This is a genomic window from Inhella crocodyli (assembly GCF_004004565.1).
Lineage (GTDB): Bacteria > Pseudomonadota > Gammaproteobacteria > Burkholderiales > Burkholderiaceae_C > Inhella > Inhella crocodyli.
In genome coordinates this window covers 481,525-507,716 of the sequence record NZ_SACM01000003.1, presented here as the reverse complement: position 1 = coordinate 507,716, position 26,192 = coordinate 481,525, and the positions used below count along the sequence as shown (strand labels likewise).

21 protein-coding genes are annotated in these 26,192 nt (G+C 72.4%); 9 read left to right on the top strand and 12 right to left on the bottom strand.

Annotated features, from left to right (window positions below; all coding sequences use genetic code 11):
* Positions 1-9: 9 nt before the first annotated feature.
* On the bottom strand, positions 10-288 hold the full coding sequence (locus EOD73_RS13170) for a hypothetical protein (RefSeq protein ID WP_127683463.1): 279 nt from the start codon (positions 286-288) through the stop codon (positions 10-12).
* 141 nt (positions 289-429) lie between these two features.
* On the opposite strand from EOD73_RS13170, the gene EOD73_RS13160 reads away from it, so the two are divergent.
* Both EOD73_RS13160 and EOD73_RS13150 read left to right on the top strand, forming a co-directional pair.
* Positions 430-1,995, top strand: coding sequence for a metallophosphoesterase family protein (locus EOD73_RS13160; RefSeq protein ID WP_164846077.1), 1,566 nt, complete (start codon positions 430-432; stop codon positions 1,993-1,995).
* Positions 1,992-3,569, top strand: a complete 1,578-nt coding sequence (locus EOD73_RS13150; protein WP_164846076.1) for a metallophosphoesterase family protein — start codon at positions 1,992-1,994, stop codon at positions 3,567-3,569. Before EOD73_RS13160 ends, EOD73_RS13150 begins: the two co-directional genes overlap by 4 nt.
* A gap of 25 nt (positions 3,570-3,594) precedes the next feature.
* On the opposite strand, the gene EOD73_RS13145 is transcribed toward EOD73_RS13150, so the two are convergent.
* Genes EOD73_RS13145 through uraH form a run of 6 tightly spaced genes read right to left on the bottom strand, consistent with a single transcriptional unit; the run spans position 3,595 to position 10,748 of the window.
* On the bottom strand, positions 3,595-4,572 hold the full coding sequence (locus tag EOD73_RS13145; RefSeq protein WP_127683460.1) for a GMP reductase: 978 nt from the start codon (positions 4,570-4,572) through the stop codon (positions 3,595-3,597).
* A 27-nt stretch (positions 4,573-4,599) separates the two neighbouring features.
* Positions 4,600-5,403, bottom strand: a complete 804-nt coding sequence (xdhC, locus tag EOD73_RS13140; protein ID WP_205702468.1) for a xanthine dehydrogenase accessory protein XdhC — start codon at positions 5,401-5,403, stop codon at positions 4,600-4,602.
* Complete coding sequence (xdhB, locus tag EOD73_RS13135; RefSeq protein WP_127683459.1) at positions 5,400-7,736, bottom strand: xanthine dehydrogenase molybdopterin binding subunit; 2,337 nt, start codon at positions 7,734-7,736, stop codon at positions 5,400-5,402. Before xdhB ends, xdhC begins: the two co-directional genes overlap by 4 nt.
* A complete protein-coding gene (xdhA, locus tag EOD73_RS13130) occupies positions 7,733-9,190 on the bottom strand; it encodes a xanthine dehydrogenase small subunit (RefSeq protein WP_127683458.1) in 1,458 nt (485 codons plus the stop codon). The genes xdhB and xdhA overlap by 4 nt, the downstream gene beginning before the upstream one ends.
* Positions 9,187-10,389 (bottom strand): urate hydroxylase PuuD, encoded by a 1,203-nt coding sequence (locus tag EOD73_RS13125; RefSeq protein WP_127683457.1) that lies wholly within the window; start codon positions 10,387-10,389, stop codon positions 9,187-9,189. Before EOD73_RS13125 ends, xdhA begins: the two co-directional genes overlap by 4 nt.
* Before the next feature lie 2 nt (positions 10,390-10,391).
* The gene (uraH, locus tag EOD73_RS13120; protein WP_127683456.1) at positions 10,392-10,748 is read right to left on the bottom strand and encodes a hydroxyisourate hydrolase; all 357 of its coding nucleotides are present in this window, start codon (positions 10,746-10,748) and stop codon (positions 10,392-10,394) included.
* A gap of 47 nt (positions 10,749-10,795) precedes the next feature.
* Between uraH and EOD73_RS13115 the strand changes: the two genes are divergently transcribed.
* From EOD73_RS13115 to EOD73_RS13100, 4 genes are read left to right on the top strand one after another with little or no spacing between them, the layout of a single operon-like run.
* On the top strand, positions 10,796-11,476 hold the full coding sequence (locus EOD73_RS13115) for a GntR family transcriptional regulator (protein WP_127683455.1): 681 nt from the start codon (positions 10,796-10,798) through the stop codon (positions 11,474-11,476).
* Positions 11,473-12,411, top strand: a complete 939-nt coding sequence (puuE, locus tag EOD73_RS13110; RefSeq protein WP_127683454.1) for an allantoinase PuuE — start codon at positions 11,473-11,475, stop codon at positions 12,409-12,411. Before EOD73_RS13115 ends, puuE begins: the two co-directional genes overlap by 4 nt.
* Entirely contained in the window at positions 12,402-14,114 is a 1,713-nt protein-coding gene (gene uraD / locus EOD73_RS13105; RefSeq protein WP_127683453.1) for a 2-oxo-4-hydroxy-4-carboxy-5-ureidoimidazoline decarboxylase, read from the top strand. Before puuE ends, uraD begins: the two co-directional genes overlap by 10 nt.
* The gene (locus tag EOD73_RS13100; protein ID WP_127683452.1) at positions 14,111-15,352 is read left to right on the top strand and encodes a M20/M25/M40 family metallo-hydrolase; all 1,242 of its coding nucleotides are present in this window, start codon (positions 14,111-14,113) and stop codon (positions 15,350-15,352) included. The genes uraD and EOD73_RS13100 overlap by 4 nt, the downstream gene beginning before the upstream one ends.
* Positions 15,353-15,368: 16 nt before the next feature.
* On the opposite strand, the gene tlpB is transcribed toward EOD73_RS13100, so the two are convergent.
* Together tlpB and EOD73_RS13090 are read right to left on the bottom strand one after the other, a co-directional pair.
* The gene (gene tlpB / locus EOD73_RS13095; protein WP_127683451.1) at positions 15,369-17,351 is read right to left on the bottom strand and encodes a transporter-like protein TlpB; all 1,983 of its coding nucleotides are present in this window, start codon (positions 17,349-17,351) and stop codon (positions 15,369-15,371) included.
* Between the two features lie 36 nt (positions 17,352-17,387).
* A complete protein-coding gene (locus EOD73_RS13090; RefSeq protein WP_127683450.1) occupies positions 17,388-19,391 on the bottom strand; it encodes a PhoX family protein in 2,004 nt (667 codons plus the stop codon).
* A gap of 99 nt (positions 19,392-19,490) precedes the next feature.
* On the opposite strand from EOD73_RS13090, the gene EOD73_RS13085 reads away from it, so the two are divergent.
* Positions 19,491-20,093, top strand: coding sequence for an NnrU family protein (locus tag EOD73_RS13085; RefSeq protein ID WP_127683449.1), 603 nt, complete (start codon positions 19,491-19,493; stop codon positions 20,091-20,093).
* Positions 20,094-20,095: 2 nt separating this feature from the next.
* On the top strand, positions 20,096-20,545 hold the full coding sequence (locus EOD73_RS13080) for a DUF4231 domain-containing protein (protein WP_127683448.1): 450 nt from the start codon (positions 20,096-20,098) through the stop codon (positions 20,543-20,545).
* A gap of 12 nt (positions 20,546-20,557) precedes the next feature.
* On the opposite strand, the gene EOD73_RS13075 is transcribed toward EOD73_RS13080, so the two are convergent.
* From EOD73_RS13075 to EOD73_RS13065, 3 genes are read right to left on the bottom strand one after another with little or no spacing between them, the layout of a single operon-like run.
* On the bottom strand, positions 20,558-21,112 hold the full coding sequence (locus EOD73_RS13075) for a HutD/Ves family protein (protein WP_127683447.1): 555 nt from the start codon (positions 21,110-21,112) through the stop codon (positions 20,558-20,560).
* Entirely contained in the window at positions 21,109-23,112 is a 2,004-nt protein-coding gene (locus EOD73_RS13070; RefSeq protein ID WP_127683446.1) for a TonB-dependent receptor family protein, read from the bottom strand. Before EOD73_RS13070 ends, EOD73_RS13075 begins: the two co-directional genes overlap by 4 nt.
* Complete coding sequence (locus EOD73_RS13065) at positions 23,109-24,230, bottom strand: PQQ-dependent sugar dehydrogenase (protein ID WP_127683445.1); 1,122 nt, start codon at positions 24,228-24,230, stop codon at positions 23,109-23,111. The genes EOD73_RS13070 and EOD73_RS13065 overlap by 4 nt, the downstream gene beginning before the upstream one ends.
* Positions 24,231-24,426: 196 nt before the next feature.
* Between EOD73_RS13065 and EOD73_RS13060 the strand changes: the two genes are divergently transcribed.
* Positions 24,427-26,190 (top strand): DUF1800 domain-containing protein, encoded by a 1,764-nt coding sequence (locus tag EOD73_RS13060; RefSeq protein WP_164846075.1) that lies wholly within the window; start codon positions 24,427-24,429, stop codon positions 26,188-26,190.
* Positions 26,191-26,192 lie beyond the last annotated feature (2 nt).

The following is a 26,192-nucleotide window of genomic DNA, read 5'->3' as shown; positions in this document are numbered from 1 at the left end:
CCTGGCGCGTCAGCGCTTGGGGCCGCGTGCGGCGTGCAGCTGCTGCTTCAAGGCCTCGTGGGCCTGCTTCTTCTGCTGCAAGGCGGCGCGTTCGGCGGCCACGGCGTTGGCGTCCTTGCGCTGCTTGGCCGCCTCCAGCCGTGCCTTGGTGGCCTCGATGTCTTGCTTCTGTTGCGCCAGTTGCGCCTTCATCGCCGCGTGCTCGGGCGTGGGCGCGGCGCCCACCGGCGCGGCCGCGGCCAAGGCGCCCACCAAACAGGCCGCACAGGCCCAAAGGGAAGTCTTCATGCCGATCTCCAAGGGAGGTTGAAACGAGATCCCATTGGGCCCGTGCGGCGGACGCGGTCGATGACGAATCTGTCAGCGTGCGCGGGGCTTGAATGACAGGCCTGTCACGCAGCGCGGCGGGCGCCTTCCTAGCATGGCCGCATGAGCCCGACCCCCCGACATCGACCCCCGGCACGCCGGCCTTTGGCCCTGTGCCTCAGCCTCGTCTTGAGCGCCTGCGGCGGCGGCGGTTCGGCCCCCACGCCGACCCCGGCCCCCGCGCCTGCACCGGCGCCTGCCCCCGCACCGGCGCCCGCACCCGCACCCGCACCCGCACCGAGTCCCGCCCCCAGCCCGGCCCCCGCCCCGAGCCCCGCGCCCGTGCCGGGCACCAGCAGCTTCAGCGGCAGCGTGGCCCTGGGCAGCCCCACGGCAAGCAGCGTGCAGGCCAACGTCTACAGCCCGACCCAGCGCGGCACGGTGCGCATCGCCTACGGCGCGCAAAGTGGGCAGTTGGGCCAAACGACCCCCGCGGTGGCCATCGAGGCGGGGCAGGCCGTCGAGCTCAGCTTGACCGGCCTGCCAGCCAACACCCGCTGTTACTACCGCCTGTACTTCCAGCCGACCGGCAGCGCCAACGAAGCGCCGGGCGACGAATGGAACTTCCACACGGCCCGGCCCGCAGGCAGCAGCTTCACGTTCGCCATCCAGGGCGACTCGCACCCCGAGCGCCTCAAGACCCAGTTCGACCCCGATCTGTACACCCGGACCTTGCAGTCGGTGGCGGCCGACCAGCCCGACTTTTACGTGTTGATGGGCGATGACTTCAGCGTCGACACGCTCGACCCCGCGACCATCGATCGTGCCAAGGTGCTCGAGCGCTACACCTTGCAGCGGCCCTTCCTGCACACCGTCAGCCGCCAGGCGCCGCTGTTCCTGGTCAATGGCAACCACGAACAGGCGGCCGCCTACCTGCTGGACGGCACGCCCAACAACGTGGCGGTGTGGGCGCAGAACGCCCGCAACGGCCTCTACGCCCAGCCTGCCCCCAATGGCTTCTACAGCGGCAACGCGCAGCCGGTCGAGCACATCGGCCTGCTGCGCAACTACTTCGCCTGGAACTGGGGCGACGCGCTGTTCGTCGTCATCGACCCCTACTGGCATTCGCCCGTGGCGGTGGACAACGTCTTCGGCAGCAGCAAGCCCAAGCAGAGCCTGTGGGACGTCACCCACAGCGACGCGCAGTACCAATGGCTCAAGCGCACGCTGGAAACCAGCAACGCCCGCTACAAGTTCGTGTTCGCCCACCACGTGATGGGCACCGGCCGAGGAGGGGTGGAGCTGGCCAAGCGCTGGGAGTGGGGCGGCGAGAGCCTCAACGGCGTGTTCGACTTTCTGTCCCAGCGTCCGGGATGGGCCGACCCCATCCACCGCCTCATGGCGCGCACCGGGGTGACCGTGTTCTTCCAAGGGCACGACCACGTGTGGGTGCGGCAGAAGCTCGACGGGGTGACCTACCAGACCCTCTCGCAGCCCGCCGACCCGAACTACACGCTGTGGAACGCCGACGCGTTTGCCAGCGGCGACAAGTACCCCAACACGGGCTACACCCGCGTGCGCGTCTCGCCCGACGGCGTGCAGGTCGAGTACGTGCGCAGCGTCCTGCCGCGCGACGAAACCCCCAGCCGTGCGCACGGCACCACCGTCTTCAGCTACCGACTGCCATGAAGCCTCACGCCCATCGCCAGGCCGCAGCCTGCGCCCTCCTCGTGCTCAGCGCCTGCGGCGGTGGGGGATCGGCCCCCAGCCCCGTGCCGGCCCCGGCGCCTGCACCAGCCCCTGCACCCGCACCGGCACCGGCACCCGCACCCGCACCCGCACCCGCACCCGCACCCGCACCCGCACCCGCACCCGCACCGGCACCGGCACCGGCACCGGCACCGGCACCGGCACCGACCCGGTTCGACGGCAACGTCTTGGTCGGTGCCCCCACCGGCAGCACCGTGCAGTTCAAGGTGCTGGCCACGGGCGCCACCGGCAGCGTGTTCGTGCGCGCGCAGCCCAGCGGGGGCGGTGCGGCGGTCGATTCGGGGGCCGTGGCCTTGCAGGCCAATGGCGTCAGCGTGCTGTCCCTGGGCGGCCTGCTGGCCGACACGGCCTACAACTACGAGTTGCGCTGGACGCCCCCCTCCGGCACCGAGCAGGCCGCCGTGTTGGGGCGCTTCCAAACCGCCCGGCCGCCCGGTCGCGAGTTCGTGTTCACGGTGCAGGCCGACTCGCACCTCGACGAAAACTCCAGCCTCCCCGTCTACCAGCGCACCCTGCAAAACGTGCTCGCCGACCGGCCCGACTTCCACGTCGACCTGGGCGACACCTTCATGACCGAAAAGCACAGCGACCCCTTGAGCGAGCTGGTGCAAATGGCCCCCGACGCCGCGACGGTGAACCGCCGCTACGTGTACGAGCGCGGCAACTTCGCCGCCATCAGCCACGCCGTGCCCCTGTTCCTGGCCAATGGCAACCACGAGGGCGAGGCCGGTTGGCTGAACAACGGCAGCGGCAGCAACCTCGCCGTTTGGGCCACGCAGGCGCGGCAGCAGTACTTCGCCAACCCCGCGCCGGGCATCTTCTATCGCGGCGACACCCTGCCCGACCCCTTCGTCGGCGCCCGTGCCGCCTGGTACAGCTGGACCTGGGGCGACGCGCAGTTCATCGTGCTCGACCCCTACTGGAACACCGCCGCACCGGCCAGCAAGGACGGCTGGAACCTCACCCTGGGCGAGCGCCAGTACCGCTGGCTGGCCGACACCCTGGCCACCAGCACCGCGCGCATGAAGTTCGTCTTCGTGCACAACCTGGTGGGGGGCCTGGACGGGCAAATGCGCGGTGGCGTGGAGGGCGCGCCCTACTTCGAGTGGGGCGGCCTCAACGCCGACGGCAGCGCCGGCTTCGCCGCGCGCCGCCCGGGTTGGGGGCTGCCCATCCACGAGCTGCTCAAGCAGCACAAGGTCAACGCCGTGTTCAAGGGCCACGACCACCTGCACGCCCGCCAAGAGCTCGACGGCATCCTGTACCTCACCGTGGCCCAGCCCAGCGCCGTCAACACCACCAGCGCCGCCAACCTGGCCCGCGACTACCACTACGCGCAGGGCACGATCCTGCCCAGCGCCGGCCACCTGCGCGTCACGGTCAAGGCCACGGGCTACGCCGTGGAGTACGTGCGCAGCTGGCAACCCACCCAGGAGACGGCCACGCGCAAGAACGGGCAGGTCGACGACCGCGTCGAGCGCAGCGTGCCTTGAGCCGGGTCGGCGGGTCGGTGGCGGTTCAGAAGAACAAGTGCTCCCCGGCGTTCTCGCCGCCCAGCACCACGTAGTTCACCTTGCGCAGGTCCATCAGCTGCTTGCCGCCGGCGTAGCTGATGGCCGACTGCAGGTCTTCGCGCATCTCCACCAGGGTGTCGGCCAGGTGGCCCTTGATGGGTTCGAGGATGCGCTTGCCTTCCACGTGCCGGCGCTCGCCCTTGTTGAAGTCGCTGGCCGAGCCGAAGTAGGCCTTGTAGCGCTGGCCGTTCTCGACCACCGTCTCGCCCGGGCTCTCCTCGTGGCCGGCGAACAGCGAGCCGATCATGACCATGCTGGCACCGAAGCGGATGCTCTTGGCGATGTCGCCGTGGTGGCGGATGCCGCCGTCGGCCACGATGGGCTTGCTGGCCACGCGGGCGCACCACTTCACGGCGCTGAGCTGCCAGCCGCCCGTGCCAAAGCCCGTCTTCATGCGCGTGATGCACACCTTGCCCGGGCCGATGCCGACCTTGGTCGCGTCGGCGCCCCAGCGCTCCAAGTCGAGCACGGCCTCGGGCGTGCCCACGTTGCCGGCGATGACGAAGGCGTTGGGCAGGTGCTGCTTGATGTGGGCGATCTGGCGCTCCACGGCATCGGCGTGGCCGTGGGCGATGTCGATGGTGAGGTAGTCGGCGCCCAGGCCGGATTGCGCCAACTGCAGCACCAGCTCGGCGTCCTTGGGCTGCACGCCCAGGCTCAGGCTCACGTACAGGCCTTGATCGCGCATGCGGCGGGCGAAGGCCATCGCATCCAGGTCGAAGCGGTGCATGACGTAGAAGTAGCCCTCGCGCGCCAGCATCTCGGCGATGGGCTCGTCGATGACGGTCTTCATGTTGGCCGGCACGGCCGGGATCTTGAAGCGGCGGGGGCCGAACTGGATGCTGGGGTCGCATTCGCTGCGGCTGTTCACGCGGCACTGGCGGGGCAGCAGTTGCACGTGGTCGTAGTCAAAGATGTCCATGGGGTGTCTCTCTCAGGCAGTCGGGATTCAGGAAACGGGGTTCAGCATCAAGAGCTGGGCCACGACCGACACCGCGATCACGGCGGGCTCTTTGCCGCTGAGGCCGGGCAGGCCAATGGGGCAGCACAGGCGCGCCAGCTGCGCGGGCGTGAAGCCTTGGGCCTCCAGCCGGTGCAGAAAGCGCGCGCGCTTGGTGGCGCTGCCGATCAGGCCCACCCAAGGCAGGTCGTCGCGGCGCAGCGCGGCCTGGGTCAGGGCCAGGTCGAGGTCGTGGCTGTGGGTCAGGATCAGCACGTGCGCGCCGGCGGGGGCGGCGGCCAGCTCGTGCGGCAGGCCGTCGGTGCACACGCGTTGAACATGGGGTGGCGAGCTTTCAGCGGGGAACTCGGCCTCGCGCTCGTCCAGCCAGCGCACGCGGCAGTCGATCTGGCTCAGCTGCTGCGCGATGGCGCGGCCCACGTGGCCGGCGCCGTAGAGCTCCAACGTGAAGCGGGGCGCGGGCAGGGTCCAAGCGGCAGGCTCGGCTTCGCGCAGCGGCGTGTAGCGCAGCGTCACCACGCCGCCGCAGCACTGGCCCAGCGCCGGGCCCAGGGGCAGGCGCTGTTCGTCGCCTTGGCCGGTGAGCAGCAGCGCGCGGGCGTGTTGAACCGCTTGCAACTCCAGGTGCCCGCCGCCCAGGGTGCCCAGCACCGCATCGGCCGCCACCATCATGCGCGTGCCGGCCTCGCGGGGCACCGAGCCTTGGTGCGCCTGCACCTCCACCACCAGGGCCGGGCGGCCTTGGGCCTGCCACTGCAAGGCGGTGGCGTGGAGGGTAGCGGGCAGGGTCACGGTGACAGGGTCAGGCCATTCAATGAACGGAGGATCGACTCCGGCGTTGCGGGGGCGTGCAGCACCGGCTCCGCCCGGTGGCCGCCCGCGGCCGACACCGCGTCCTTGATGGCGAAGAACACCGAGAAGGGCAGCAGCAGCGGGGGCTCGCCCACGGCCTTGCTGCGGTGGATGCTGTCCATCGCATTGGGGCGGTCGAACAGGCGGGTGTTCAGCACGGGCGGGCAGTCGTTGGCCGTGGGGATCTTGTAGGTGCTGGGCGCGTGCGTCATCAAGAGGCCCGCCTTGGCGCTGCCGTCGTCGGGGTGCCAGACCAGCTCTTCCATCGTGAGCCAGCCCATGCCCTGGATGAAGGCGCCTTCGACCTGGCCGATGTCCAGCGCCGGGTTCAGCGAGCGGCCCACGTCGTGCAGCAGGTCGGCGCGCAGCACGCGGTGCTCGCCGGTCAGGGTGTCGACCAGCACTTCGGCCACGGCCGCGCCGTGGGCGAAGTAGTAGAAGGGCTTGCCCTGCAGCGTGGCGCGGTCCCAGCTCAGGCCCGGCGTGGCGTAGAAGCCGTCGCTCCACAGCTGCACGCGGGCCAAGTAGGCCTGCTTGATCAGCGCCTCCCAGGCGATCGTTTGCGCGCCCACCAGCACCTGGCCGCCTTCAAAACGCACGGCGTCGGCCTCGCCGCCCAGCTTCTTCGCGGCGAAGGCCGCGAGGCGCTGGCGCACGGTGCGCGCGGCGGCCTGGGCGGCCTTGCCGTTCAGGTCGGCCCCGGTGCTGGCCGCGGTGGCGCTGGTGTTGGCGATCTTGTCGGTGTCGGTGGCGCTGCAGCGCACGCGGGCCAGGGGCAGGCCCAGCTCGTGCGCCACCACCTGGGCCACCTTGGTGTTCAGGCCTTGGCCCATCTCGGTGCCGCCGTGGTTCACCAGCACCGAGCCGTCGGTGTAGACGTGCACCAGCGCGCCGGCCTGGTTGAGGTGCACGACGTTGAAGCTGATGCCGAACTTCACCGGGGTCAGTGCCAGGCCCTTCTTCAGCACGGGGCTGTTGGCGTTGAAGGCCTGCACGTCGGCTCGGCGCGCGGCGTAGTCGCTGGTGCGGGCCAGCTCGTCGATCAGGTCGGGCAGGCAGAAGTCTTCGACCGGTTGGCCGTAGGGCGTGGTTTGGGGCGGCGTTTGCCCCTCCACGTACAGGTTGGCGCGGCGCACGGCCAGGGGGTCGGCGCCCAAGCGCCGGGCGATGGCGTCCAGCAGCAGCTCCACGGCCAGCGCGCCCTGCGGGCCGCCGAAACCGCGGAAGGCCGTGTTGCTCTGCGTGTTGGTCTTGGCCGCGAAGCCGCGCAAGCGCACGTGGGGCAGCCAGTAGGCGTTGTCGAAGTGGCAGAGCGCGCGGGTCAGCACCGGGCCCGACAAATCGGCCGAGTGGCCGGCGTTGCTGACGAGCGTGGCGGCCACGCCCAGCACGCGGCCGGCGTCGTCGAAGCCGGCGTCGATCTCGACCACGAAGCCGTGCCGGCGGCCGGTGACGAGGAAGTCGTCGTCGCGATCCAGGCGCAGCTTGACGGGCGCGCGGTTGCGCTGCGCCGCCACCGACGCCACGCAGGCGAACAGGGCCGACTGCGACTCCTTGCCGCCAAAGCCGCCGCCCATGCGCCGGCACACCACGCGGATGGCGTGCGCCGGCGCGTGCAGCGCGTGCGCCACCAGGTGCTGCATCTCGCTGGGGTGCTGGGTGGAGCAGTAGACGGTCAGGCCCTCGTTCTCCTCGGGGCAGGCGTAGCTGATCTGCCCCTCCAGGTAGAACTGCTCTTGGCCGCCCAGCTCGAAGTCGAGGTGAATGCGGTGCGGCGCCTCGCGCAGCGCGGCATCGGCGTCGCCCCGGGCCAGCACCATGGGCGGGATGACGTACTGCCCGGCGGCGTGCGCCTCGCGCGCCGTGAGCAGCGCGGGCAGGGGCGTGGCCTCGATGACCTGCGGCGCCAGGGCCGCCGCCCGGCGCGCGGCCTCGCGCGTGGTGGCCACCACGGCGAACACGGGCTGGCCGCGGTAGCGCAGCGTGCCCTCGGCCAGGATGGGGTCGTCTTGGATCAGCGGCCCGCAGTCGTTGGCGCCGGGTAAATCGGCGGCGGCGAACACATCGACCACGCCGGGCAGGGCGCGCACGCGGTCCAGGTGCAGCGCGGTGATGGTGCCGTGCGCCAGGGGCGACAGGCCGAGCGCGGCGTGCAGGGTGCCGGCGCGCTCGGGGAGGTCGTCGGTGTAGGGCGCCGCGCCGGCCACGTGCAGGTGGGCGGCTTCGTGCGGCATCGACGTGCCAACGATGGGGGTCGGGGGCAAGTGCGTCATCGCGCGGCCCACACGCTCAGGGCCTCGGGCGCCAAGGGGGCGTCGGTGCGGGTTTCCAGCCAGAGGCGGTGCAGCAGGTTCTGCGCCACCTGCAGGCGGTAGTCGGCGCTGGCGCGCAGGTCGCTCATGGGGCGGAAGTCCTGCGCCAGCGCGGCTTGCGCGGCCTGCAGGTGGGCTTCATCCCAGGGCTGGCCGCGCAGCGCGGCCTCGGCCCGCGCGCTGCGGGCCACGGTGGCGGCCATGCCGCCCCAGGCCAGGCGAACGTCCGTCACCACGCCGTGTTCCAGCCGCAGCGCGAAGGCGCCGCACAGGGCGGAGATGTCGCTGTCGAACCGCTTGCTGACCTTGAAGGCGCGCAGCGTCCAGCCCTCGTTCCACGGCAGCTCGATGGCGGTGAGCAGCTCGCCCGGGCGGCGCTCGTTCTTCATGTAGGCCGTGTAGAACGCGTCCAGCGGCAGCTGGCGCACGGCCGCGCCGTGGCGCAGTTCCACGCGCGCGCCCAGGGCCATCAGCACGGGGGCCGAGTCGCCGATGGGCGAGCCGTTGGCCACGTTGCCGCCCATCGTGCCGGCGAAGCGCACGGGCGGCGAGGCGAAGCGCAGCCAGAGTTCCTTCAGCGCCGGCCACTGCGCGGCCAGCGCGCCCCAGGCGGCTTCCAGCGAGGCCCCGGCGCCGATGCGCAGGTGCGTGGGGGTGCGCTCGATGGCCTTGAGTTCGTCGACGCGGCCGAGGTCGATCACCTCGCCCAGGTCGCGGAACTGCTTGTTGACCCACAGGCCGATGTCGGTGGCGCCGGCCAGCAAGGTGGCCTGCGGCTTGGCGGCGACCAGGGCCGCGCATTCATCGAGCGTGCGCGGGGCGTGAAAGCCGGCGTGCACCAACGGCGGGTCTTGCGCCAGGGCCTGCAGCGCGGCCTCGACAGGCGCGCGGTCCAGCAGCGGGCCCTCTTGGCGCAGCGCGCACTCGCCGGCGTCCAGGATGGGGCGGTAGCCGGTGCAGCGGCAGAGGTTCCCGGCCAGGGCGTCGGCCAGCTGCTGGCGGTCGGGCGGCGTCGCGCCGCGCGTTTCCCACTGGTGCCACAGCGCCATCACGAAGCCCGGCGTGCAGAAGCCGCATTGCGAGCCGTGGCAGTCCACCAAGGCCTGCTGCACGGGGTGCAGGGGCTCGCCGTGACCACCGACGTCTTCGACGGTGAACAGCGCCTTGCCGTCCAGCGTGGGCAAGAACTGCAGGCAGCTGTTCATGGGCTGCAGCTGCAGCGCGCCGTTGGCGTCCAGGCTGCCCACCACCACGGTGCAGGCGCCGCAGTCGCCCTCGGCGCAGCCTTCCTTGGTGCCGGTGCAGTGCGCGTCTTCGCGCAGCCAGTTCAGCACGCTGCGGGTGGGGGTGTCGGTGTCCAGCTCTTTGAGCCCACCCTGGTGCCAGAAGCGGATGGGACGCTCCGTGCCGCTCACTTCGCGCCCTCCTGCACCCAGCGAATGACGAGCTCGCGCTCGGCCTCGTTCATCTGCGTGGCGTTGTTCATCGGCATGGCGTGCGCGCGCAACTGCACGGCGACGTTGGCCGCGTGCTGCTGCAGCAGCGCCGGGGTGTGCAGGGCCACGCCCTTTTGCTGCACCCCCTCACCGTGGCACATCAGGCAGCGCTGGGCCACGACCTGCTGCACCTCGGCCAGGGTCACGGGGGCGACTGCGACGGCGGCGGGCTTGGGCGCGGGCGCCAGGGCCACGGCGGTGGCAACGATCAGGGCCACGCCCAGGCCCGCGGTCCACCACGGCACGGGCGTGCCGTTCACCAGGGCGCGGTGGCGGGCCACGAAGCTGTGGCGGATGAGCGCGCCGGCCAGCATCAGCGCCACCAGCACGGCCCAAGCGTGCGCGCCTTGGTAGAGGAAGCCGTAGTGGTTGCTGAGCATGGCCACCAGCACCGGCAGCGTGAAGTAGGTGTTGTGCACGCTGCGCTGCTTGCCGCGCTGGCCGTGGATGGCCTCGACGGGCTGCCCGGCCTTCATCTGCGCGATGACCTTGCGCTGACCGGGAATGATCCAGACCATCACGTTGGCGCTCATGGCCGTGGCCATCATGGCGCCGACGATGACGAAGGCGGCGCGGCCGGCGAACAGCTGGCCGGCGGCCCAGGTGGCGGCCACGACCACGACGAGCACCGCCGCGCCGACGCGCGCGTCACCGCCGACCTTGCCGTCCTTCTCACCCAGCCATCGGCAGAGGAGGTCGTAAACGAACCAGAAGCCGAAGACGAAACCCAGCGCCGCGGCCACCGCGGCCCCGCTGGAGCCCCAGGCGAACACCCGTGGGTCGACCAAGAACTGGCTGGCGTTGGCCAGGTACAGCACTGTGAACAGCGCGAAGCCGGTGAGCCAGGTGGAGTAGCTTTCCCAGAAGAACCAGTGCAGCTTCTCGGGCAGGCTCTTGGGCGCCACCAGGTACTTCTGGGGGTTGTAGAAGCCGCCGCCGTGCACGGCCCACAGCTCGCCGTCCACGCCCTTGGCCAGCAGGTCGGGCGCGGTGGGCTTGGTGAGGCTGCTGTCCAGGAAGACGAAGTAGAACGAGGAGCCGATCCAGGCGATGGCCGTGATGACGTGGGCCCAACGCAGCAGCAGGTTGGCCCAGTCGAGGAGGTACGTGGTGTCCAAGCTCAGCTCCCCCGGTAGGTGCTGTAGCTCCAGGGGCTGACCAGCAGGGGCACGTGGTACTTGGCGCTGGCGTCGGCGATGCCGAAGTCCAGGTTCACCACGTCGACGAAGGGCGGCTCGGGCAGGGCGACGCCCTGCGCACGGAAGTAGTCGGCCACGGCGAACACCAGGCGCCAGCGGCCCACGGCCATGGCGGTTTCATCGAGCAAGGGGCCATCGCCACGGCCGTCGGCGTTGAGCCGGATCTCGCGCACGGTGTGGGCTTGGCCGTCGGTGTCGAGCCGCTGCAGGGTGACGGCCATCCCGGCCGCGGGGCGGCCGTGGGCGGTGTCAAGAACGTGGGTGGAAAGCTGGCCCATGGTTCGCCGTCGTGCGGTCCAAACTGTATACACTCAAGCATACACGCATGAAAGCCGCCGAGCCCATCAGCCAAACCCAGCGCATCGTCGACGCCCTCACGGCGGCGATCGTCGAGCGCCGCCTGATGCCCGGCACCAAGCTGGTCGAGCAGCAGCTGGCCGACTTGTTCCAGGTGTCGCGCACCCTCGTGCGCCAGGCCTTGAACCAGCTCAGCCGCGACCACCTGGTGCAGCTACTGCCCGCGCGCGGCGCCTTCGTGGCTGAGCCCAGCATCGACGAGGCCCGCCAGGTCTTCGAGGTGCGGCAAATGATCGAGCTGCAGCTGGTCAAGCAGCTGTGCAAGTCCATCACCCCCGCCCAGGTGAAGAGCCTGCGCGCCCACCTGCAGCGCGAGGCGCAGGCCCTGGCCAAAGGCGACGTGCCCGGCCGCACCCGGCTGCTGGCCGAGTTCCACGTGCTGCTGGCCCAGCTGGCGGGCAACGCCGTGCTGGCCGAGCTGCTGGGCGACCTGCTGGCGCGCTGCTCGCTCATCGCGCTGATGTTTCAAAGCCAGCACTCGGCCGAGCACTCGGCCCACGAGCATGTGGCCCTGGTGGACGCCATCGAGCGCGGCGACAGCAAGACCGCCGTGCGCCTGATGGAGCAGCACCTGGGCAACGTGGAACGCGGCCTGCAGCTGCAGCCGCGCACGACCGACTTGATGGAAGCGCTTGGAGCGTTGGCATGAGCTACCCCCGGGATCTCAAGGGCTACGGCCGCAACCCGCCGCATGCGCAGTGGCCGGGCCAAGCCCGCGTCGCGGTGCAGTTCGTGCTGAACTTCGAAGAGGGCGGCGAAAACTCGGTGCTGCACGGCGACGCCGGCAGCGAGCAGTTCCTCTCCGAGATGGCCAACCCCGCCAGCTACCCGGCGCGGCACCTGAGCATGGAGAGCATCTACGAGTACGGCTCGCGCGTGGGCGTGTGGCGCCTGCTGCGCGAGTTCGAACGCCGGGGCCTGCCGCTCACCGTGTTCGGTGTGGGCATGGCGCTGGAGCGCTGCCCCGAGGTCACCGCCGCCTTCGTCGAGCTGGGCCACGAGATCGCCTGCCACGGTTGGCGCTGGATCCACTACCAAACGATGGACGAAGCGACCGAGCGCGAGCACCTGCTGCGCGGTGTCGAGGTCATCCGCCGCCTGACGGGCAGCGCGCCCTTGGGCTGGTACACCGGCCGCGACAGCCCCAACACCCGCCGCCTGGTGGCCGAGCACGGCGGCTTCGCCTACGACAGCGACCACTACGGCGACGACCTCCCCTTTTGGCTGCGCGTGCGCAAGACCGACGGCGGCGACGCCCCGCACCTGGTGGTGCCCTACACGCTGGACTGCAACGACATGCGCTTCGCGCTGCCGCAGGGCTTCAGCCACGGCGACGAGTTCTTCGAGTACCTGCGCGACGCCTTCGACGTGCACTACGCGGAGGGCGACGAGCGGCCCAGCATGATGAGCATCGGCATGCACTGCCGCCTGCTCGGCCGCCCGGGGCGCATGCGCGCGTTGCAGCGCTTCCTGGACCACGTGCAGGCGCACAACCGCGTGTGGATCACCCGCCGCATCGACATCGCGCAGCACTGGCGCGACGTGCACCCCTACGACCCGACCACGGCCTTCGCATGGACCTGAAACGCGAGCAACTGCAGGGCCTGTACGAGCACTCGCCCTGGATCGTCGAGCAAGCGCTGGCGCGCGGGCCGCACCCCACCCTGGCCGCCTTCAAGCGCGCCTGCGCCGAGGTGCTGGACGCCGCGGGGCGCGAGGCGCAGCTGGCCCTGATCCGCGCCCACCCCGAGCTGGTGGGCAAAGCCGCGGTGCTGACGGCCGAGAGCCGTGCTGAGCAGGCCGCCGCCGGCCTGGGCGCCTGCAGCCCCGAGGAGTACGCGCGCCTGCAGCAGCTGAACCGCGATTACCACGCGCGCTTCGGCTGGCCGTTCATCCTGGCCGTTCGGGGCCCGCGAGGCACGGGCCTGAGCCGCACGCAGATCATCGAGACCTTCGCCCGCCGGCTGGACGGCCACCCCGATTGGGAGTTCGCCGAGTGCCTGCGGCAGATCCACCGCATTGCCGAGCTGCGCCTGGCCGAACTGGTGGGCGAGCGCATCGACGATGGCGAGTGGGTGTGGGACCGCGCCGAGGACCTGGCGCGCCACAGCGAGGTGGACGACGGCCTGACCGTCACCTACTTGACCCCCGCCCACCAGGCCTGCGCGCAAGACCTGGCCGCGTGGATGCGCGAGGCGGGCTTCGACCGCGTCGAGATCGACGCCGTGGGCAACGTGGTGGGCATCTACGACGGCCAAGACGCGCAAGCACCGCGCCTGCTCACCGGCAGCCACTACGACACCGTGCGCCACGGCGGCAAGTACGACGGGCGCTTGGGCGTGCTGGTGCCCATGGCCGTGGTGCGCGCCTTGCGCGCGGCGGGCGAGCGCCCGAAGCACGGCCTGGAGGTGGTGGCCTTTGCCGAGGAAGAAGGCCAGCGCTACCCCGCTACCTTCTTGGCCGCCAGCGCACTGACCGGCGGCTTCGACCCGGCTTGGCTGGACCAGACCGACACCCAGGGCGTGACGATGCGCGAGGCCATGCAGGCCGCGGGCCTGCCCGCGCGCATGGAGGCCATCGCCGCGCTCAAGCGCGACCCGGCGCGCTACCGCGGCTTCGTGGAGCTGCACATCGAGCAAGGCCCGGTGCTGGACGCGCTGAACCTGCCCCTGGGCGTGGTCACCTCCATCAACGGCAGCCACCGCTACACCGGTGAGCTCATCGGCCAGGCCAGCCACGCCGGCACCACCCCGATGGGCGCCACGCGCCGCGACGCCGCCACCGCCGCGGCCGAGCTGGTGCTGGCGGTGGAGCGCCTCGCCAGCGCGCTGCCCGGTGCCGTGGGCACCGTGGGCCAGCTGCAGGTGCCCAACGGCTCGATCAACGTGGTGCCCGGCCGCTGCCGCTTCAGCCTGGACCTGCGCGCCCCCGACGACGCCACGCGCGACCGCCTGCGCGACGAGGTGCTGCACGCGCTGCAAGCCATCGCCGCGCGGCGCGGCCTGCGATTCACCTTGGAGCCCACGCTGGCCGCCCACGCCGCGCCCAGCCACCCGGCGTGGCAAGCGCGCTGGGAGGCCGCGGTGCAGTCGCTCGGCCTGCCCGTGTTCCACCTGCCCAGCGGCGCCGGCCACGACGCCATGAAGCTGCACGAGCGCCTGCCGCAGGCCATGCTCTTCGTGCGCGGCGGCAACGCCGGCATCAGCCACAACCCGCTGGAAAGCATCACGGCGCACGACGCGCAGTTGTGCGTCGACGCCTTCCGCGCCCTGTTGAACGCCCCATGAGCCCTGCCTTCGACTTCGCCCGGCTCGACGCCTGGGTCGACGCCCACTTCGACGAGGAAGTCCGCTTCCTGCAGGCCCTGGTGCGCGTGCCCACCGACACCCCGCCGGGCAACAACGCGCCGCACGCCGACCTCACCGCGCGCCTGCTGGCCGAGATGGGCCTGCCCGCGCAAGCGCACCCCGTGCCCGCCGCCGAGGTGCAGGCCCAGGGCATGCAGAGCATCACCAACCTGATCGTGCGCCGCGCCTTCGCCGACGGCGGCCCGACCATCGCCCTCAACGCCCACGGCGACGTGGTGCCCCCGGGCGAGGGCTGGACGCGCGACCCGTATGGCGGTGAGGTCGTGGACGGTCAGCTCTACGGCCGCGCCAGTGCCGTGAGCAAGAGCGACTTCGCCACCTACGCCTTCGCGCTGCGCGCGCTCGAGGCCAGTGGCGCAAGCTTGCGCGGTGCGGTGGAGCTGCACTTCACCTACGACGAGGAGTTCGGCGGCGAGCTGGGCCCCGGCTGGCTGCTGCGCCAAGGCCTGACGAAGCCCGACCTGCTGATCGCCGCTGGCTTCAGCCACCAGGTGGTGACGGCGCACAACGGCTGCTTGCAGCTGGAGGTGACGCTCACCGGCCAGGCCAGCCACGCGGCCTACCCCGACACCGGCGTGGACGCGCTGCAGGCCGCGACGCACCTGCTGGGTGCGCTGTACGCCGACAACGCGGCGCTGCGCCAGATCCGCTCGTCGGTGCCCGGCATCACGCACCCCTACCTGAACGTGGGCCGCATCGAAGGTGGCAGCAACACCAACGTGGTGCCCGGCAAGGTCGTGCTCAAGCTCGACCGCCGCATGGTCCCCGAAGAAGACCCGACCCAGGTGGAGGCCACGCTGCGCGCCCGCATCGAGCGCGTGGTGCGCGCGCACGACGGCCGGGTGCAAGTCGGCATCCGCCGCCTGCTGCTGGCGCACGCCTTGAAGCCCGACGCGCGCAACGCGCCCCTGGTGCAGGCGCTGCAGCGCCACGCCCGCGCGGTGCTGGGCGACACCCCGCCCGAGGTGGGCACGCCGCTGTACACCGACGTGCGCCTCTACGGCGCCGCCGGCGTGCCCGCCGTCATCTACGGCGCCGGGCCGCGCACCGTGCTGGAGAGCAACGCCAAGCGCGCCGACGAGCACCTGGCCTTGAGCGACCTGCGCGCGGCCACCAAGGTGGTGGCGCGCACCTTGGCGGAGTTGCTCCAGGCCTGAGCCGTCTCAGGCCACTTCAAGGCGTTTCAGCCGGCGGTCGCAAGAAGCTCATCGGGTCCCGGCGCACGCGCCGCCACAGCGCGGCGCGCAGGCGGCTGCGGTCGCGCACTTGCACGCCGCGCGAACGGATGGCCACGCGCAGGGCCAGCCAGAAGCTGACGCCCAGGTTCAGCACGCCGATGCCCACCAGCGCGGCCATGCACCACCAGAACTCGGGCGTGGCCAAGAGGCTGGGGCCCAGGGCGCCCAGGGCCGCCGCCAGCTGGCCGGTGCTGAGGGTGACGTGGCGCACCTCCAGCCCCACGCCCACGAAGGCCAAGAGCGCGGGCACCACGCCCAGCATCAGGCCCAGGCTGGTGTTGGCCACCACGCCCGAGATGTTGCGGCGCCACCAGGCGGCCCAGGCTTGCGCGCGCTTGGCACCGAGCACGCGGGCGATGCGCGGGTTCCAGGCCAGGGTGCTGTCCAGGCGGTGAAAGACGAAGGCGTTTTCGGCCCAGCCGGCGACGAGGCTGCTGAGGAAGAGCAGCACGCCGGTGAAGGCGGCGAACAGCAGGGTGGGGCCGAGCAGGGTTTGGCTGTGCAGCACGTAGCGCGCCGTGGCCTCGCCCACCAGGGGCGCGCCTTGCCATTGCTGGGCGATGAGCTGCACCGCCAGCACCACCGGACCGCAAATGGCGACGTTGCCCACGATGCCGGCGAACTGCGAGCGGATGAGCTGCGCCACGCGGTCGACGAAGCCCTCGATGGCCGCGTCCTCCTCGGCGTCGTCGCGGTTGGGCTTGAGCCCGGCCAGGCTGTCGGCCAGCGCGGGCGCGGTCATGGCCGGCTGTTTGGTGGCCACCGTCCAGTGCAGCAGCATCACGACGAGGAAGCTGATGGCGTAGTTCACGCCCGACCACAGGCCCGTCCAGAAGGCGCCCAGGCCCACGGCGGCGATGCCGAACTTGGCGAAGGTGGTGCCCGCAATGACCAATCCACCGCCGGCGGCGCGGCGCAGCATGTCGCGGTAGCCGGCGCGGTCGGTGGTGATGTAGTGCTCGCCGGTCTCGGCGTGGCGCTCGGCCATCTGGCGGGCCATCAGGCCGAACTGCTCGCCCACCAGCTGGCGCAGGCCGCGCTGGCCATTGATCTCCACCAGTTGCACCAGCAGCGCGCGCCAGGCGCCGCTGGCCGGCGGGCTGAGCAGGGCGTCCAGCAGCGCTTCCATGCGCGCCAGGCGGGCCTTGAGCTGCTCGGTGCTGAACACGATGTCGACCGACACGCCGTGCGCTTCCAGGTGCTGGAACACGCTGTCGGCGGCCTCGCGGCAGGCCTCGATCAGCGCGCGCAGGTAAGCGGCCTGGCGCAGGGTCTCCGCGACATCGCCCGCCTCTTGCGCCGTGCGCAGCGCCGAGAGCGCCGCGGGCAGCTGGCGGAAGGGGCGCGACTGCAGCAGCTCGGGCGCCATGCGGCGGCGCAGGTCGGGCCCGTGCGCGGCACCGGCCACGGCGCTGCCCAACAGCATCAGGGCGTCGTGCAGGGCGGCGGGCCAGCCCTGCGGCAGGGCCTGCCCCACCAGCGCGCCCAGGGGCTCCAGCAGCTCGGGCGGCAGGGCGCGCAGCCAGGCCACGTCGCCGGGGCGGAACAGCAGCTGCAGCAGCTCGCCCAGGTCGTCGGTGTCGGGCGTGCGGGGCAGCCAGCGCAAGGCCAGGCGGCGGCGCACCTCGCTGAGCAGCGAGGGCTGGCGCGCGAAGCCGTGGTCGGCCAGCAGCGCCGGCGCGTCCACGCCGCCGGCCACGGCCGCCAGGAAGTCCTGCAGCCGGCGCTGGGCGTCGGGCGTGTCGGCCAGGTGCTGGCACAGGGCGCGCAGCCGGCTCAGCGGCAGCTCGGGGTCCAGGGGCGCGCCGGCGCGCACCGGGCGGCGCACTCCGTCGAGCAGGGCCACCAGGGCCAGGTGGCGCTGGGCGCGGGGGGCCTCGGGGTCGAGGGCTTGGAGGTGGTCGTGAAGCGCTTGCACGGGCCCGAGTGTGCCGGTGCGCAGGGGACGACGGACTCAGGTTCCGATGAGGCCGCCGTCGCGCTTGCGGATCGCCACCGTGGCCGATCGCGGCCGGCCGTCGGCGCGGTGATCGGGCCAGTTGGAAAACGCGCGGGGGTTCGCCGGGTCGCTGCGGTCGCCCGGGGTCTCGCCCGGGTGCTGGATGTTGACGAACATCGTGCGGCCGTCGGGCGTCATGTCGATGCCGGTGATCTCGGCGCCCACGGGCCCGACGAAGAAGCGGCGGATCTCGCCCGTGGCCGGGTCGGCGGCCAACATCGCGTTGTTGCCCAGCTTGACCAGCTCGCGCGGGCCGGGGGGCGGGGGGTTGGCGCTGTCCTTCTCCAGGAAGGCCACGCCGGCGCCCATCTCGCTGCTGCTCATGTCGGTCTGGATCCACAGCACGCCGCGGCCGTCCACCCACAGGCCATCGGGGCAGGCGAAGGCGGCCGCGTCGCGCGGCCCCTTCATGCGGCCGCGGGCGTCGGTGCGCTCGGCGGCGGGGTCGCCGGCCAGCACGAAGTGCTCCCAGCGGAAGGTTTCGCCGTCGAAATCGCCGTCTTCGCGCCAGCGCAGGATGTGGCCGCCGGTGTTGTTCTCGCGCGGGTTGGCCGCGTCCACGCCGGGGCGGCCCGGGGCGCCGCGCTGGCTGTTGTTGGTGAGGGTCACGTAGACCTGGCCCTGCGGGTCCACGGCGATCCACTCGGGGCGGTCCATCTTGGTGGCGCCCAGGCGGTCGCTGGCCTGGCGGGCTTTGATGAGCACCTCGCCCTGGTCGGCAAAACCGGCCTCGCGCGTGAGGCCGCCTTGGCCGTGCACCAGGGGCAGCCAGCGGCCGGTGCCGTCGGCGTCGAAGCGGGCCACGTACAGCGTGCCGTGGTCCAGCAGCGTGGCGTTGGCCTGGGCGCCGCCGGGCTTCACGCGGTCGCGGCTGACGAACTTGTAGATGGACTCGAAGCGCGCGTCCTCGCCCGAGTAGACGACGGCGCGACCGTCCTTCGTCAGCGCCACCGTGGCCCCCTCGTGCGCGGCGCGGCCCAGGGCCGTGCGCTTGACCGGGGTGCTGCTCGGGTCGAAGGGGTCGAGCTCGACAACCCAGCCGAAGCGGTTGGGCTCGTGGGGGTGGGCGCTGGCGTCGAAGCGCGCGTCGTGCTCGGCCCAGCGGTAGCCCCAGGGCTCGCCCGGGCGCAGGCCCCAGCGGGCCTCGTGGGCATTCGGGCGGTTGGGGCCGAGGAAGTAGCCGATGAAGTTCTCTTCGCCCGACAGGTAGGTGCCCCAGGGCGTGCGCGAGGCGGCGCAGTTGGCCAAGGTGCCCAGCACGCGGCGGCCGCTGGGGTCGGCGGCGGTTTGCATCAGCGGGTGGCCGGCGGCCGGGCCGCCCACGGCGAAGGGGGTTTGCAGCGTGACGCGGCGCGCATAGCGCGAGGGGCGCACGGCGGCCCAGCTGCCATCGGCCTGGCGCGCGATCTCGCACACGCTCAGGCCGTGCGCCGCCTGGCTCTTGGCCACTTGCTCGGGGCCCCACTCGCGGCCACCGTCGGCGAACAGCAGGCCGTGGTCGCCGTACTCGTGGTTCATGGCCAGCAAGCCGCGGTCCGAGCCCTGCAGCGGGAAGAAGGCGAGGCCGTCGTGGTGCATGCCCATCTGCACGGCCTGCTCGGCGGCGGTGTTGCGGCCGTCGTGGCGAAAGGCGGGCAGGTTCCCGGCCACGCCCACCGGCTCGCCCCAGGCCTGCAGCACCTGCGCCACGTAGCCCTCGGGCACGGTGACGGTGTCGGCGTCCGACAGGGGCACGGGCTGGAAGCCGAGCTTGGGGCCGCTCATCACCGGCGCGCTGGCGCAGCCCGACAGCAACGCCGTCAGCGCCCCGCCTTGCACCGCCAGGGGCGAGTGCAGGCCGGTGACGGCCGAGGCCAGGCCGCCGCGCAGCAGGCGGCGCCGGGCTTGGAAGGGCGCGTCGTGGAGGGTGGGGTTGGCGGAGGGGTTGCTGTCCTCCAGGGTGCTGAAGTCTTTGGCCATGCGAACGAGGGTGCCACAACGGGGTGACGCTGGCATGACGCGCAAAGATCGCCAGAATGCCGGCGCGGGATTGGTCCGCGCTCCCCTCACAAGGCCCCCATGTCCTGGTTGGTTCTCGTTCTCGGTCTCGTTCTGTTCTTGGGCGTGCACAGCGTGCGCATCTGGGCCGAGCCCTGGCGGCAGGCGCAAATCGCCCGCCTGGGCGAGAACCGCTGGAAGGGGCTCTACAGCCTCGTGTCGGCCCTGGGCCTGGGCCTGCTGATTTGGGGCTACGCGCAAGCGCGCTTGGAGGCCGCGCCCCTGTTCTTCCCGCCCGAGGGCATGGCCAAGGGACTGCGCCACCTCGTGGCCCTCTTGGTGCTGCTGGCCTTTTGGTTGATGGTGGCCGCCTACGTGCCGCGCAACCACCTGAAGGCCGCGGTGAAGCACCCCATGGTGCTGTCGGTCAAGGTCTGGGCCCTGGCCCACCTGCTGGTGAACCACACGGCGGCCGATCTGCTGCTGTTCGGCGGCTTCTTGCTGTGGGCGGTGCTGGACTTCCGCGCCGCGCGCCGCCGCCCGGTGAGCGTGCCGGCCGGCACGGCCCTGGGCACGGCGCTGACGCTCGTCATCGGCACCGTGGCCTACGGCGCCATGGCGATGTGGGCGCACCAGGCCTGGTTGGGCGTGTCGCCGCTCATGTCGACCGTTCGCGTGGGCTGACCATGAACGCCTACGAACACCTGCTGGACCTGGTGGCCGGCGAGCGGGCCCACTTCGACCGCCAGGCCGAGCGCCACCGCGACGCCTACCGCTGGGGCCAAACCGGCCTGATCGCCTTGAGCGCCGCGGCCAGCATCACCGCCGGCCTGGGCCTCTTGCTGGGCACGCAGTTCGGGCCCCTGCTGCAGTTCATCGTGCTCGTGCTCACCACCGTGGGCACGGGCCTGGGCGCCTGGTTGGAGATGCGCCGCACGCGCGAGCTGTGGCAGCACGAGCGCGCGCTGCACCACGGCCTGCAAGACCTGGAGCGCGAGATGCACTTCCGCGGCGCGCAGGGCGTGCCCAGCCACGAGCAGGTCGAGGCCTGGTTCCAGCGCCTGCAGCAGCTGCTGGGCACGGGCAGCGAACGCTGGGCCAAGATCGTCGAACGCGCCCCGGGCAAGGCGGCCTGAGGCGCTCGGTCCTCAGAGGCCGTCCACGCCCACCCAAAAGCTGGGCCCCGGCCCGCTGGGCATCAGGCGCAGGGGCCCGGCCGGCAGGTCGGTGACGAGGCAGCGCGCCGCCAGAGGCAGGGCCTCGCCGTGGGGCAGCAGCAGCACGGCCGGGTCGCTGACGAAGCAAGCCCGCCAGGCGTGCGGGCCCTGCCAGGGGCGTTCGGCCGCGGCCAGCGCCAGCGTGCCGCGGGCGCCGCCTTGCAGCATCAAGTTGAGGTCGCGCGTCGGGCCGTCGATCAGGCGGCAGCCGGGGGCCAGCGCGCCGTCGAAGGCGATGGGGTCGCCCCCGGCCGTGACGGCGTGCTCGCGGCCGGCCAGGGTGAGCATCACCCCGGCGCCCTCCACCACCGCGAAGTGGCGTTGCACGCCGGGGAAGGCGCTGAAGGGCCCGTCTTGGGCGATGTCGGCCAAGCTCAGCCGCACGCGCCAGTCGGCCACGTTCGGCCCCACCCACAGCTCGCGCGTCTGGCCCCCGCCGTTGCGCCAGGGCGTGGGGGCGATGCGGTCGGCGAGGACGATGTTCATCTTGGAGATCGATGCTGCAGTTGCAGGCTCAAGCGGCGGCCGGGGCCGGGCTCGAAGAAGCGGCCGTTGGCCTCGTTGACGATCACGCTGGCGACGTGCCGGCGGTCGGCGAGATTGTCGGCACGCAGGGTCAGCGTGGTGTCGGGGTCGACCCGCCAGCGCGCCCAGGCCGCCAGCAGCGTGGTGCCGGGAGCGGCGTCGCTGTTGCGCTCGTCCACCCACAGGCGGCTGCGGCCGCTGAGCGTGAGGCCGGCTTGCCAGGGCGCCGCCGCTGGGCTTTCCAGATCGAGGCGCAGCGCGCGGGCCGGCACGCCGGGCAGGCGGGCGCCGGCGGCCACGGTGAGCGCAGCGCTGGCGCAGGGCGGCGCGCCGCACACGGCGTAGGGCTGGCGCACGCGGGCGCTCAGGGCGGTGGCGGCCAGCGCGAAGCGCCAGCCTTGCACCAAGGGACCTTGGGCCTGCAGTTCCAAACCCTGGCGGCGCGTGCGGCCCGCGTTGGCGAAGGCGGCGCGGCCGCCGCTGTTGCGGGCGCTGACGATCTCGTCGGCGGTGTCGGCGGCGAAGGCCACGGCCTCCCAGGCCCAGACGCCGTCGCGGTGCTTCAGGCCGGCCTCGCCCTGGCGGCTGCGTTGGGCCTTCAGGCCGGTGTTCAGGCCGGCGCTGCCGTCGGGCCGGTAGGCCAGCTCGGCCAGGGTGGGGGTTTCGCGGGCCTGGCCGAGGCTGGCGAACCCGCGGGTGCCGGCGCCGAGCTGACCGACCAGGCCGAGCGCGGGCAGCGCGGTGGGCGTGCGCTGGCGGCCGCCGTCGTCGCCGTTGGCCAGGAAGCGGTCGCGGCTGGCCACGCGCAGCTGGCCCAAGCGCAGGCCCGCGTGCAGGGCAAGCCCGTCGGTGAGCCGGTGCTCACTTTGCGCGTAAACCTCGCCGTTGAAGGCCGTGTTGCGCTCGTCGCGGCGCAGCGCGCCGGTCACGCCCAGGGCGGGGCCGACAAAATTTTCGAAGCCGCGGCGCTGCTCGTCTTGCGCGTCGAGCTGGACGCCCACCGTCCAGCCGGGGCCCTCGTGGCGCAGGTCGGCGCCGACTTGGCGGCGGTCCAGGTCGATCACGCCGCCGGGGTGGGCGGCCGGCGCCTGCGTGGCCACCGGAATGGCCTGCCACTGCCGCACCTGCCGGGCCGAGGCCCAGGCGCGCAGTTGCCAGTCGTTCCAGCCGCCCGCCACGCCCAGCTGCTGCTGCTGCAGGGTCTTGCGGCTGTGGAAGGCGAGCGCGGCCGCCGCGGTGCTCTCGGGGTCGGCCTGCCACTGCGCGCGGGTCAGGCCCAGGGGGTCTTGCGCCGGCTGGCTGTGCAGGTTGAGCCGCGCGCTCCAGCCGGGCGTCCAGTCCCAGCGGGCATCGAGCAGGCTGCGTTCGGCCTTGGCCTGCGGGCGCTGCCCCGCGCTGCGCCAGTGGGCCAGGCCCAGGCGCCAGGGCGAGGCGTCGGCGCCGCCCTCGGCCTGCAGGCGCAGCTGCTGTTGGTCGTCGCTTTGGGCCCAGGCCTCGGCCTGCCAGCGGGTGGGGCCTGGCTGCGGGGCGCGGGTACGCAGGCTCAAGACGCCGCCGCTGTGCACGCCGTGCAGCGCGCTGAAGGGGCCGCGCAGCAGCTCCAGCTGCGCCGCCGCGTCCAGCGGGAAGTGGCCCACGGCGCCGCTGCCGTCGGGCGCGGTGGCGGGCAGGCCGTCGACGAACAGGCGCAGGCCCCGCACGCCGAAGCTGGCGCGCGCGCCGAACCCGCGCACGCTGAGCTGCAAGTCTTGCGCGGCGTTGCCGCGGTCCGCGGCCCACACGCCGGGCAGGCGCAACAGCGCTTCGCTGAGCTGTGCGCCCGGGCCGCTGCGGGCCAGGGCCTCGGCGTCGAGCACGCCCACGGCGCTGGGCACGTCCAGCAGCGGTGCGTTGCGCAGGCCGCCAGTGACGACGACGGGCGGCAGCGCGCCGGCCGTCGTCAGCAGCAAGACCTCGATCAAGGCTTCAGGCGCAGCAGGCGGCCGGGGGCGTCCTCGGTCAGCACGTAGAGCAGGCCGTCGGGGCCCTGGCGCACGTCGCGCACGCGGCCCAGGTCGGTGGCGAAGACCTCGGGCGTGCCGACGATGGCGCCGTCCTTCAGCACCACGCGCTGCAGCTGGCGGAACTTGAGGGAACCCACGATGTAGCTGCCCTGCCAGGCGTCGCCATAGGCCTTGCTGGTGATCTGCGCGAAGCCCGAGGGGGCGATCGACGGCGTCCAGTGCCACACGGGCTGGGCCAGGCCGTCCTTCTTCGTGATGCCGTCGCCGATCTTGCCGCCGCCGTAGTTCTCGCCGTAGGTGATGACGGGCCAGCCGTAGTTGACGCCGGGGCGCACGAGGTTGATCTCGTCGCCGCCCTGCGGGCCGTGCTCGTGGGCCCAGAGGCGCCCGTCGGCGTCCAGCAGCGCGCCCTGCGGGTTGCGGTGGCCGAGGGAGTAGATCTCGGGCTTGGCGCCCGGCGTCTTCACGAAGGGGTTGTCGGCCGGCACGCTGCCGTCCTTGCCCACGCGCACCACCTTGCCCAGGTGGTTGTCCAGGGTCTGCGCCTGCTGCATGCCCTTGTAGCGCTCGCCCAGGGTCATGAACAGGGTTTGGCCGTCGGCGGCTTCGACGATGCGGCAGCCGAAGTGGTGCCGCCCGTCGATCTTGGGTGCCTGCCGGAAGATCACCTGCACGTTCTCCAGGCCCGAGCGGTCGGCCTTGAGCGTGGCGCGCGCCAGGGCGGTGCCGTTCTTGCCCTTGTCGGCGCCGGTGCCGGGCTCGGTGAAGCAGAACGACAGCGCGCGGGTGCGGGCGAAGTCGCGGTCCAGCACCACGTCCAGCAGGCCGCCCTGGCCGGCGTAGTCGACGGCCGGCAGGCCCGACAGCGGCGCGCCGATCTGGCCCTTGGCGCTGACCACGCGCATCGCGCCGGTTTTTTCGGTCACCAAGAAGTCGCCCCCGGGCAGGAAGGCGACGGCCCAGGGCAGGTCCAGGCCGGTGGCGACGGTGTCGACGGTCTTGGGCGCTTGGGCGTGAACGCCGGCGGTGGCGAGGGCGGCGGTCAGGGCCAGGAGCGGGAGGGCAGGGCGGCGCATGGGAGGGTGGGCGTGGAAGCGAGGGGCGAGATCATGCCCAAGGCGCGCTGTCCGCGCTCCGGCCCGCGCACAAGCCAAGTCCGGCGGTCGGGTTGTTGCCGCGGTTGCGGCTTGGCACAGGCGCTCACGCTTGCTGACCCCCGAAGCGCCCGGCGGCGCGCAGCATCCGGGCGAGTTCGTTGTCGGGGGGATCGCCATGCCTGAAGCACTGACCACGCCCCCGGCGCCGCCGGCCGAGGCGCCGCCCAAAGCGCCGCCTGACGCGGGCCTGCCCGCCGCCGGATCGCTGGTGACCCTGGCGGCGCTCACCACTGGCCTGGCAGCCTGCGGGGGCGGCGGTGGCAGTGACGGGCCAGCGCCCAGCCCCGTGCCGCCGGCGCCGCCCGCGCCCCCACCGAGCCGGCGCGACGCCGTGCGCTTCCTCACCCAGGCCAGCTTCGGGCCCACGGGGCCGGCGCAGGTGGACGCCTTGGTGGCCCAGGGCTTCGACGCCTGGCTGAACGCGCAGATGCGCCTGCCGCTGGTCTCGCACCTGGCCGCCATCGAAACCCAGCGCGGGCGCGACCAGGCCCTGCGCGACGTGCCCAAGCGCATCCCCGAGGAGGCCAGCTACGAGGCCCTGTGGCAGCAGTGGCTGGCGGGCGAGGACCAGCTGCGCGCGCGCATGGCCTGGGCCTTGCTGCAGGTCTTCGTCATCAGCAACGTCGCGCCCGACATCCGCCCGGTGGCGATGAGCAGCTACACCGACCTGCTGCAGCGCCATGCCTTCGGCAACTGGCGCGCGCTGCTGCAGGACGTGACCCTGCACCCGGCCATGGGCTACTACCTGAACCTGCTCGAAAGCGAGAAGGAAGACCCCCGCGCCGGCACGCACCCCAACGAGAACTACGCGCGCGAGGTGCTGCAGCTGTTCTCCATCGGTCTGGTGCAGCTGAACCTGGACGGCAGCGTGCAGCGCGACGCCAACGGCCAGCCGCTGCCGACCTACGACGAGGCGGTGGTCAAGGGCTTCGCCAAGGCCTTCAGCGGTTGGAGCTACGGCGGCCTGAACAACCAAGACCCGCGCCAGTTCCACGAGCACGACGACAACGACGAGCGCCTGTGGTCCCAGCCCATGCAGGCCTGGCCGGCCTTCCACGACAGCGGCGAAAAGACCCTGCTCAACGGCCGCGTGCTGCCGGCCGGGCAAACGCCGGAGAAGGACCTGGGCGACGCGCTGGACGCGATCTTTGCCCACCCCAACGTGCCGCCCTTCTTTGCCCGCCAGCTGATCCAGCGCCTGGTGACGAGCAACCCCAGCCCGGCCTACATCGAGCGCGTGGCACGAACCTTCGTCAACGACGGCTTGGGCGTGCGCGGCAACCTGGCGGCCACGCTGCGCGCCGTGCTGCTGGACCCCGAAGCCCGCGGCGACACGCCGCCTCTGAACTTCGGCAAGCAGCGCGAGCCGGTGGTGCGTTTCGCCAATTACCTGCGGGCGCTCAACGCCAAGAGCCCCAGCGGCCAGAACCGCATCCACTACCTGGACGGCAGCGACGACGCGCTGGGCCAAAGCCCGCTGCTGGCGCCCTCGGTCTTCAACTTCTACAGCCCCGGCTACCGCCCGGCGGGCCCCATCGCCGCGGCCGGCCTGGTGGCGCCGGAGTTCCAAATCACCGGCGAGACCACGGTGGCCGGCAGCCTGAACTTCTTTGCCGAGCTGGTGCACACCCAAGGCTACGGCTGGCCCGAGGCGCACCGCCTGGTGCTGGACGTGGCGCCCCTGGTGGCCCTGGCGGGCGACGCCAACGGCCTCGTCGACCGGCTGGACCTGCTGTTCTTCACCCTGCAGATGAAGCCCGGCACGCGCGCGCGCCTGCTGGCCTTGGTCAACGCGATCTCGGCCAACGACCGCAACGCCCGCGTGGAGGCCGCGCTGGTGCTCACCGCGCTGCAGCCCGACTTCGTCATCCAACACTGAGG

Excerpts from the sequence above, each read along its gene's own strand:
- EOD73_RS13075 (WP_127683447.1), bottom strand. The coding sequence starts at position 21,112 with ATGAACATCGTCCTCGCCGACCGCATCGCCCCCACGCCCTGGCGCAAC.
- uraD (WP_127683453.1), top strand. The coding sequence starts at position 12,402 with ATGGACCTGAAACGCGAGCAACTGCAGGGCCTGTACGAGCACTCGCCC.
- EOD73_RS13100 (WP_127683452.1), top strand. The coding sequence starts at position 14,111 with ATGAGCCCTGCCTTCGACTTCGCCCGGCTCGACGCCTGGGTCGACGCC.
- EOD73_RS13085 (WP_127683449.1), top strand. The coding sequence starts at position 19,491 with ATGTCCTGGTTGGTTCTCGTTCTCGGTCTCGTTCTGTTCTTGGGCGTG.
- EOD73_RS13150 (WP_164846076.1), top strand. The coding sequence starts at position 1,992 with ATGAAGCCTCACGCCCATCGCCAGGCCGCAGCCTGCGCCCTCCTCGTG.
- EOD73_RS13090 (WP_127683450.1), bottom strand. The coding sequence starts at position 19,391 with ATGGCCAAAGACTTCAGCACCCTGGAGGACAGCAACCCCTCCGCCAAC.
- EOD73_RS13160 (WP_164846077.1), top strand. The coding sequence starts at position 430 with ATGAGCCCGACCCCCCGACATCGACCCCCGGCACGCCGGCCTTTGGCC.
- EOD73_RS13065 (WP_127683445.1), bottom strand. The coding sequence starts at position 24,230 with ATGCGCCGCCCTGCCCTCCCGCTCCTGGCCCTGACCGCCGCCCTCGCC.
- EOD73_RS13115 (WP_127683455.1), top strand. The coding sequence starts at position 10,796 with ATGAAAGCCGCCGAGCCCATCAGCCAAACCCAGCGCATCGTCGACGCC.
- uraH (WP_127683456.1), bottom strand. The coding sequence starts at position 10,748 with ATGGGCCAGCTTTCCACCCACGTTCTTGACACCGCCCACGGCCGCCCC.
- EOD73_RS13060 (WP_164846075.1), top strand. The coding sequence starts at position 24,427 with ATGCCTGAAGCACTGACCACGCCCCCGGCGCCGCCGGCCGAGGCGCCG.
- EOD73_RS13145 (WP_127683460.1), bottom strand. The coding sequence starts at position 4,572 with ATGGACATCTTTGACTACGACCACGTGCAACTGCTGCCCCGCCAGTGC.
- EOD73_RS13170 (WP_127683463.1), bottom strand. The coding sequence starts at position 288 with ATGAAGACTTCCCTTTGGGCCTGTGCGGCCTGTTTGGTGGGCGCCTTG.
- EOD73_RS13080 (WP_127683448.1), top strand. The coding sequence starts at position 20,096 with ATGAACGCCTACGAACACCTGCTGGACCTGGTGGCCGGCGAGCGGGCC.
- puuE (WP_127683454.1), top strand. The coding sequence starts at position 11,473 with ATGAGCTACCCCCGGGATCTCAAGGGCTACGGCCGCAACCCGCCGCAT.
- xdhB (WP_127683459.1), bottom strand. The coding sequence starts at position 7,736 with ATGACGCACTTGCCCCCGACCCCCATCGTTGGCACGTCGATGCCGCAC.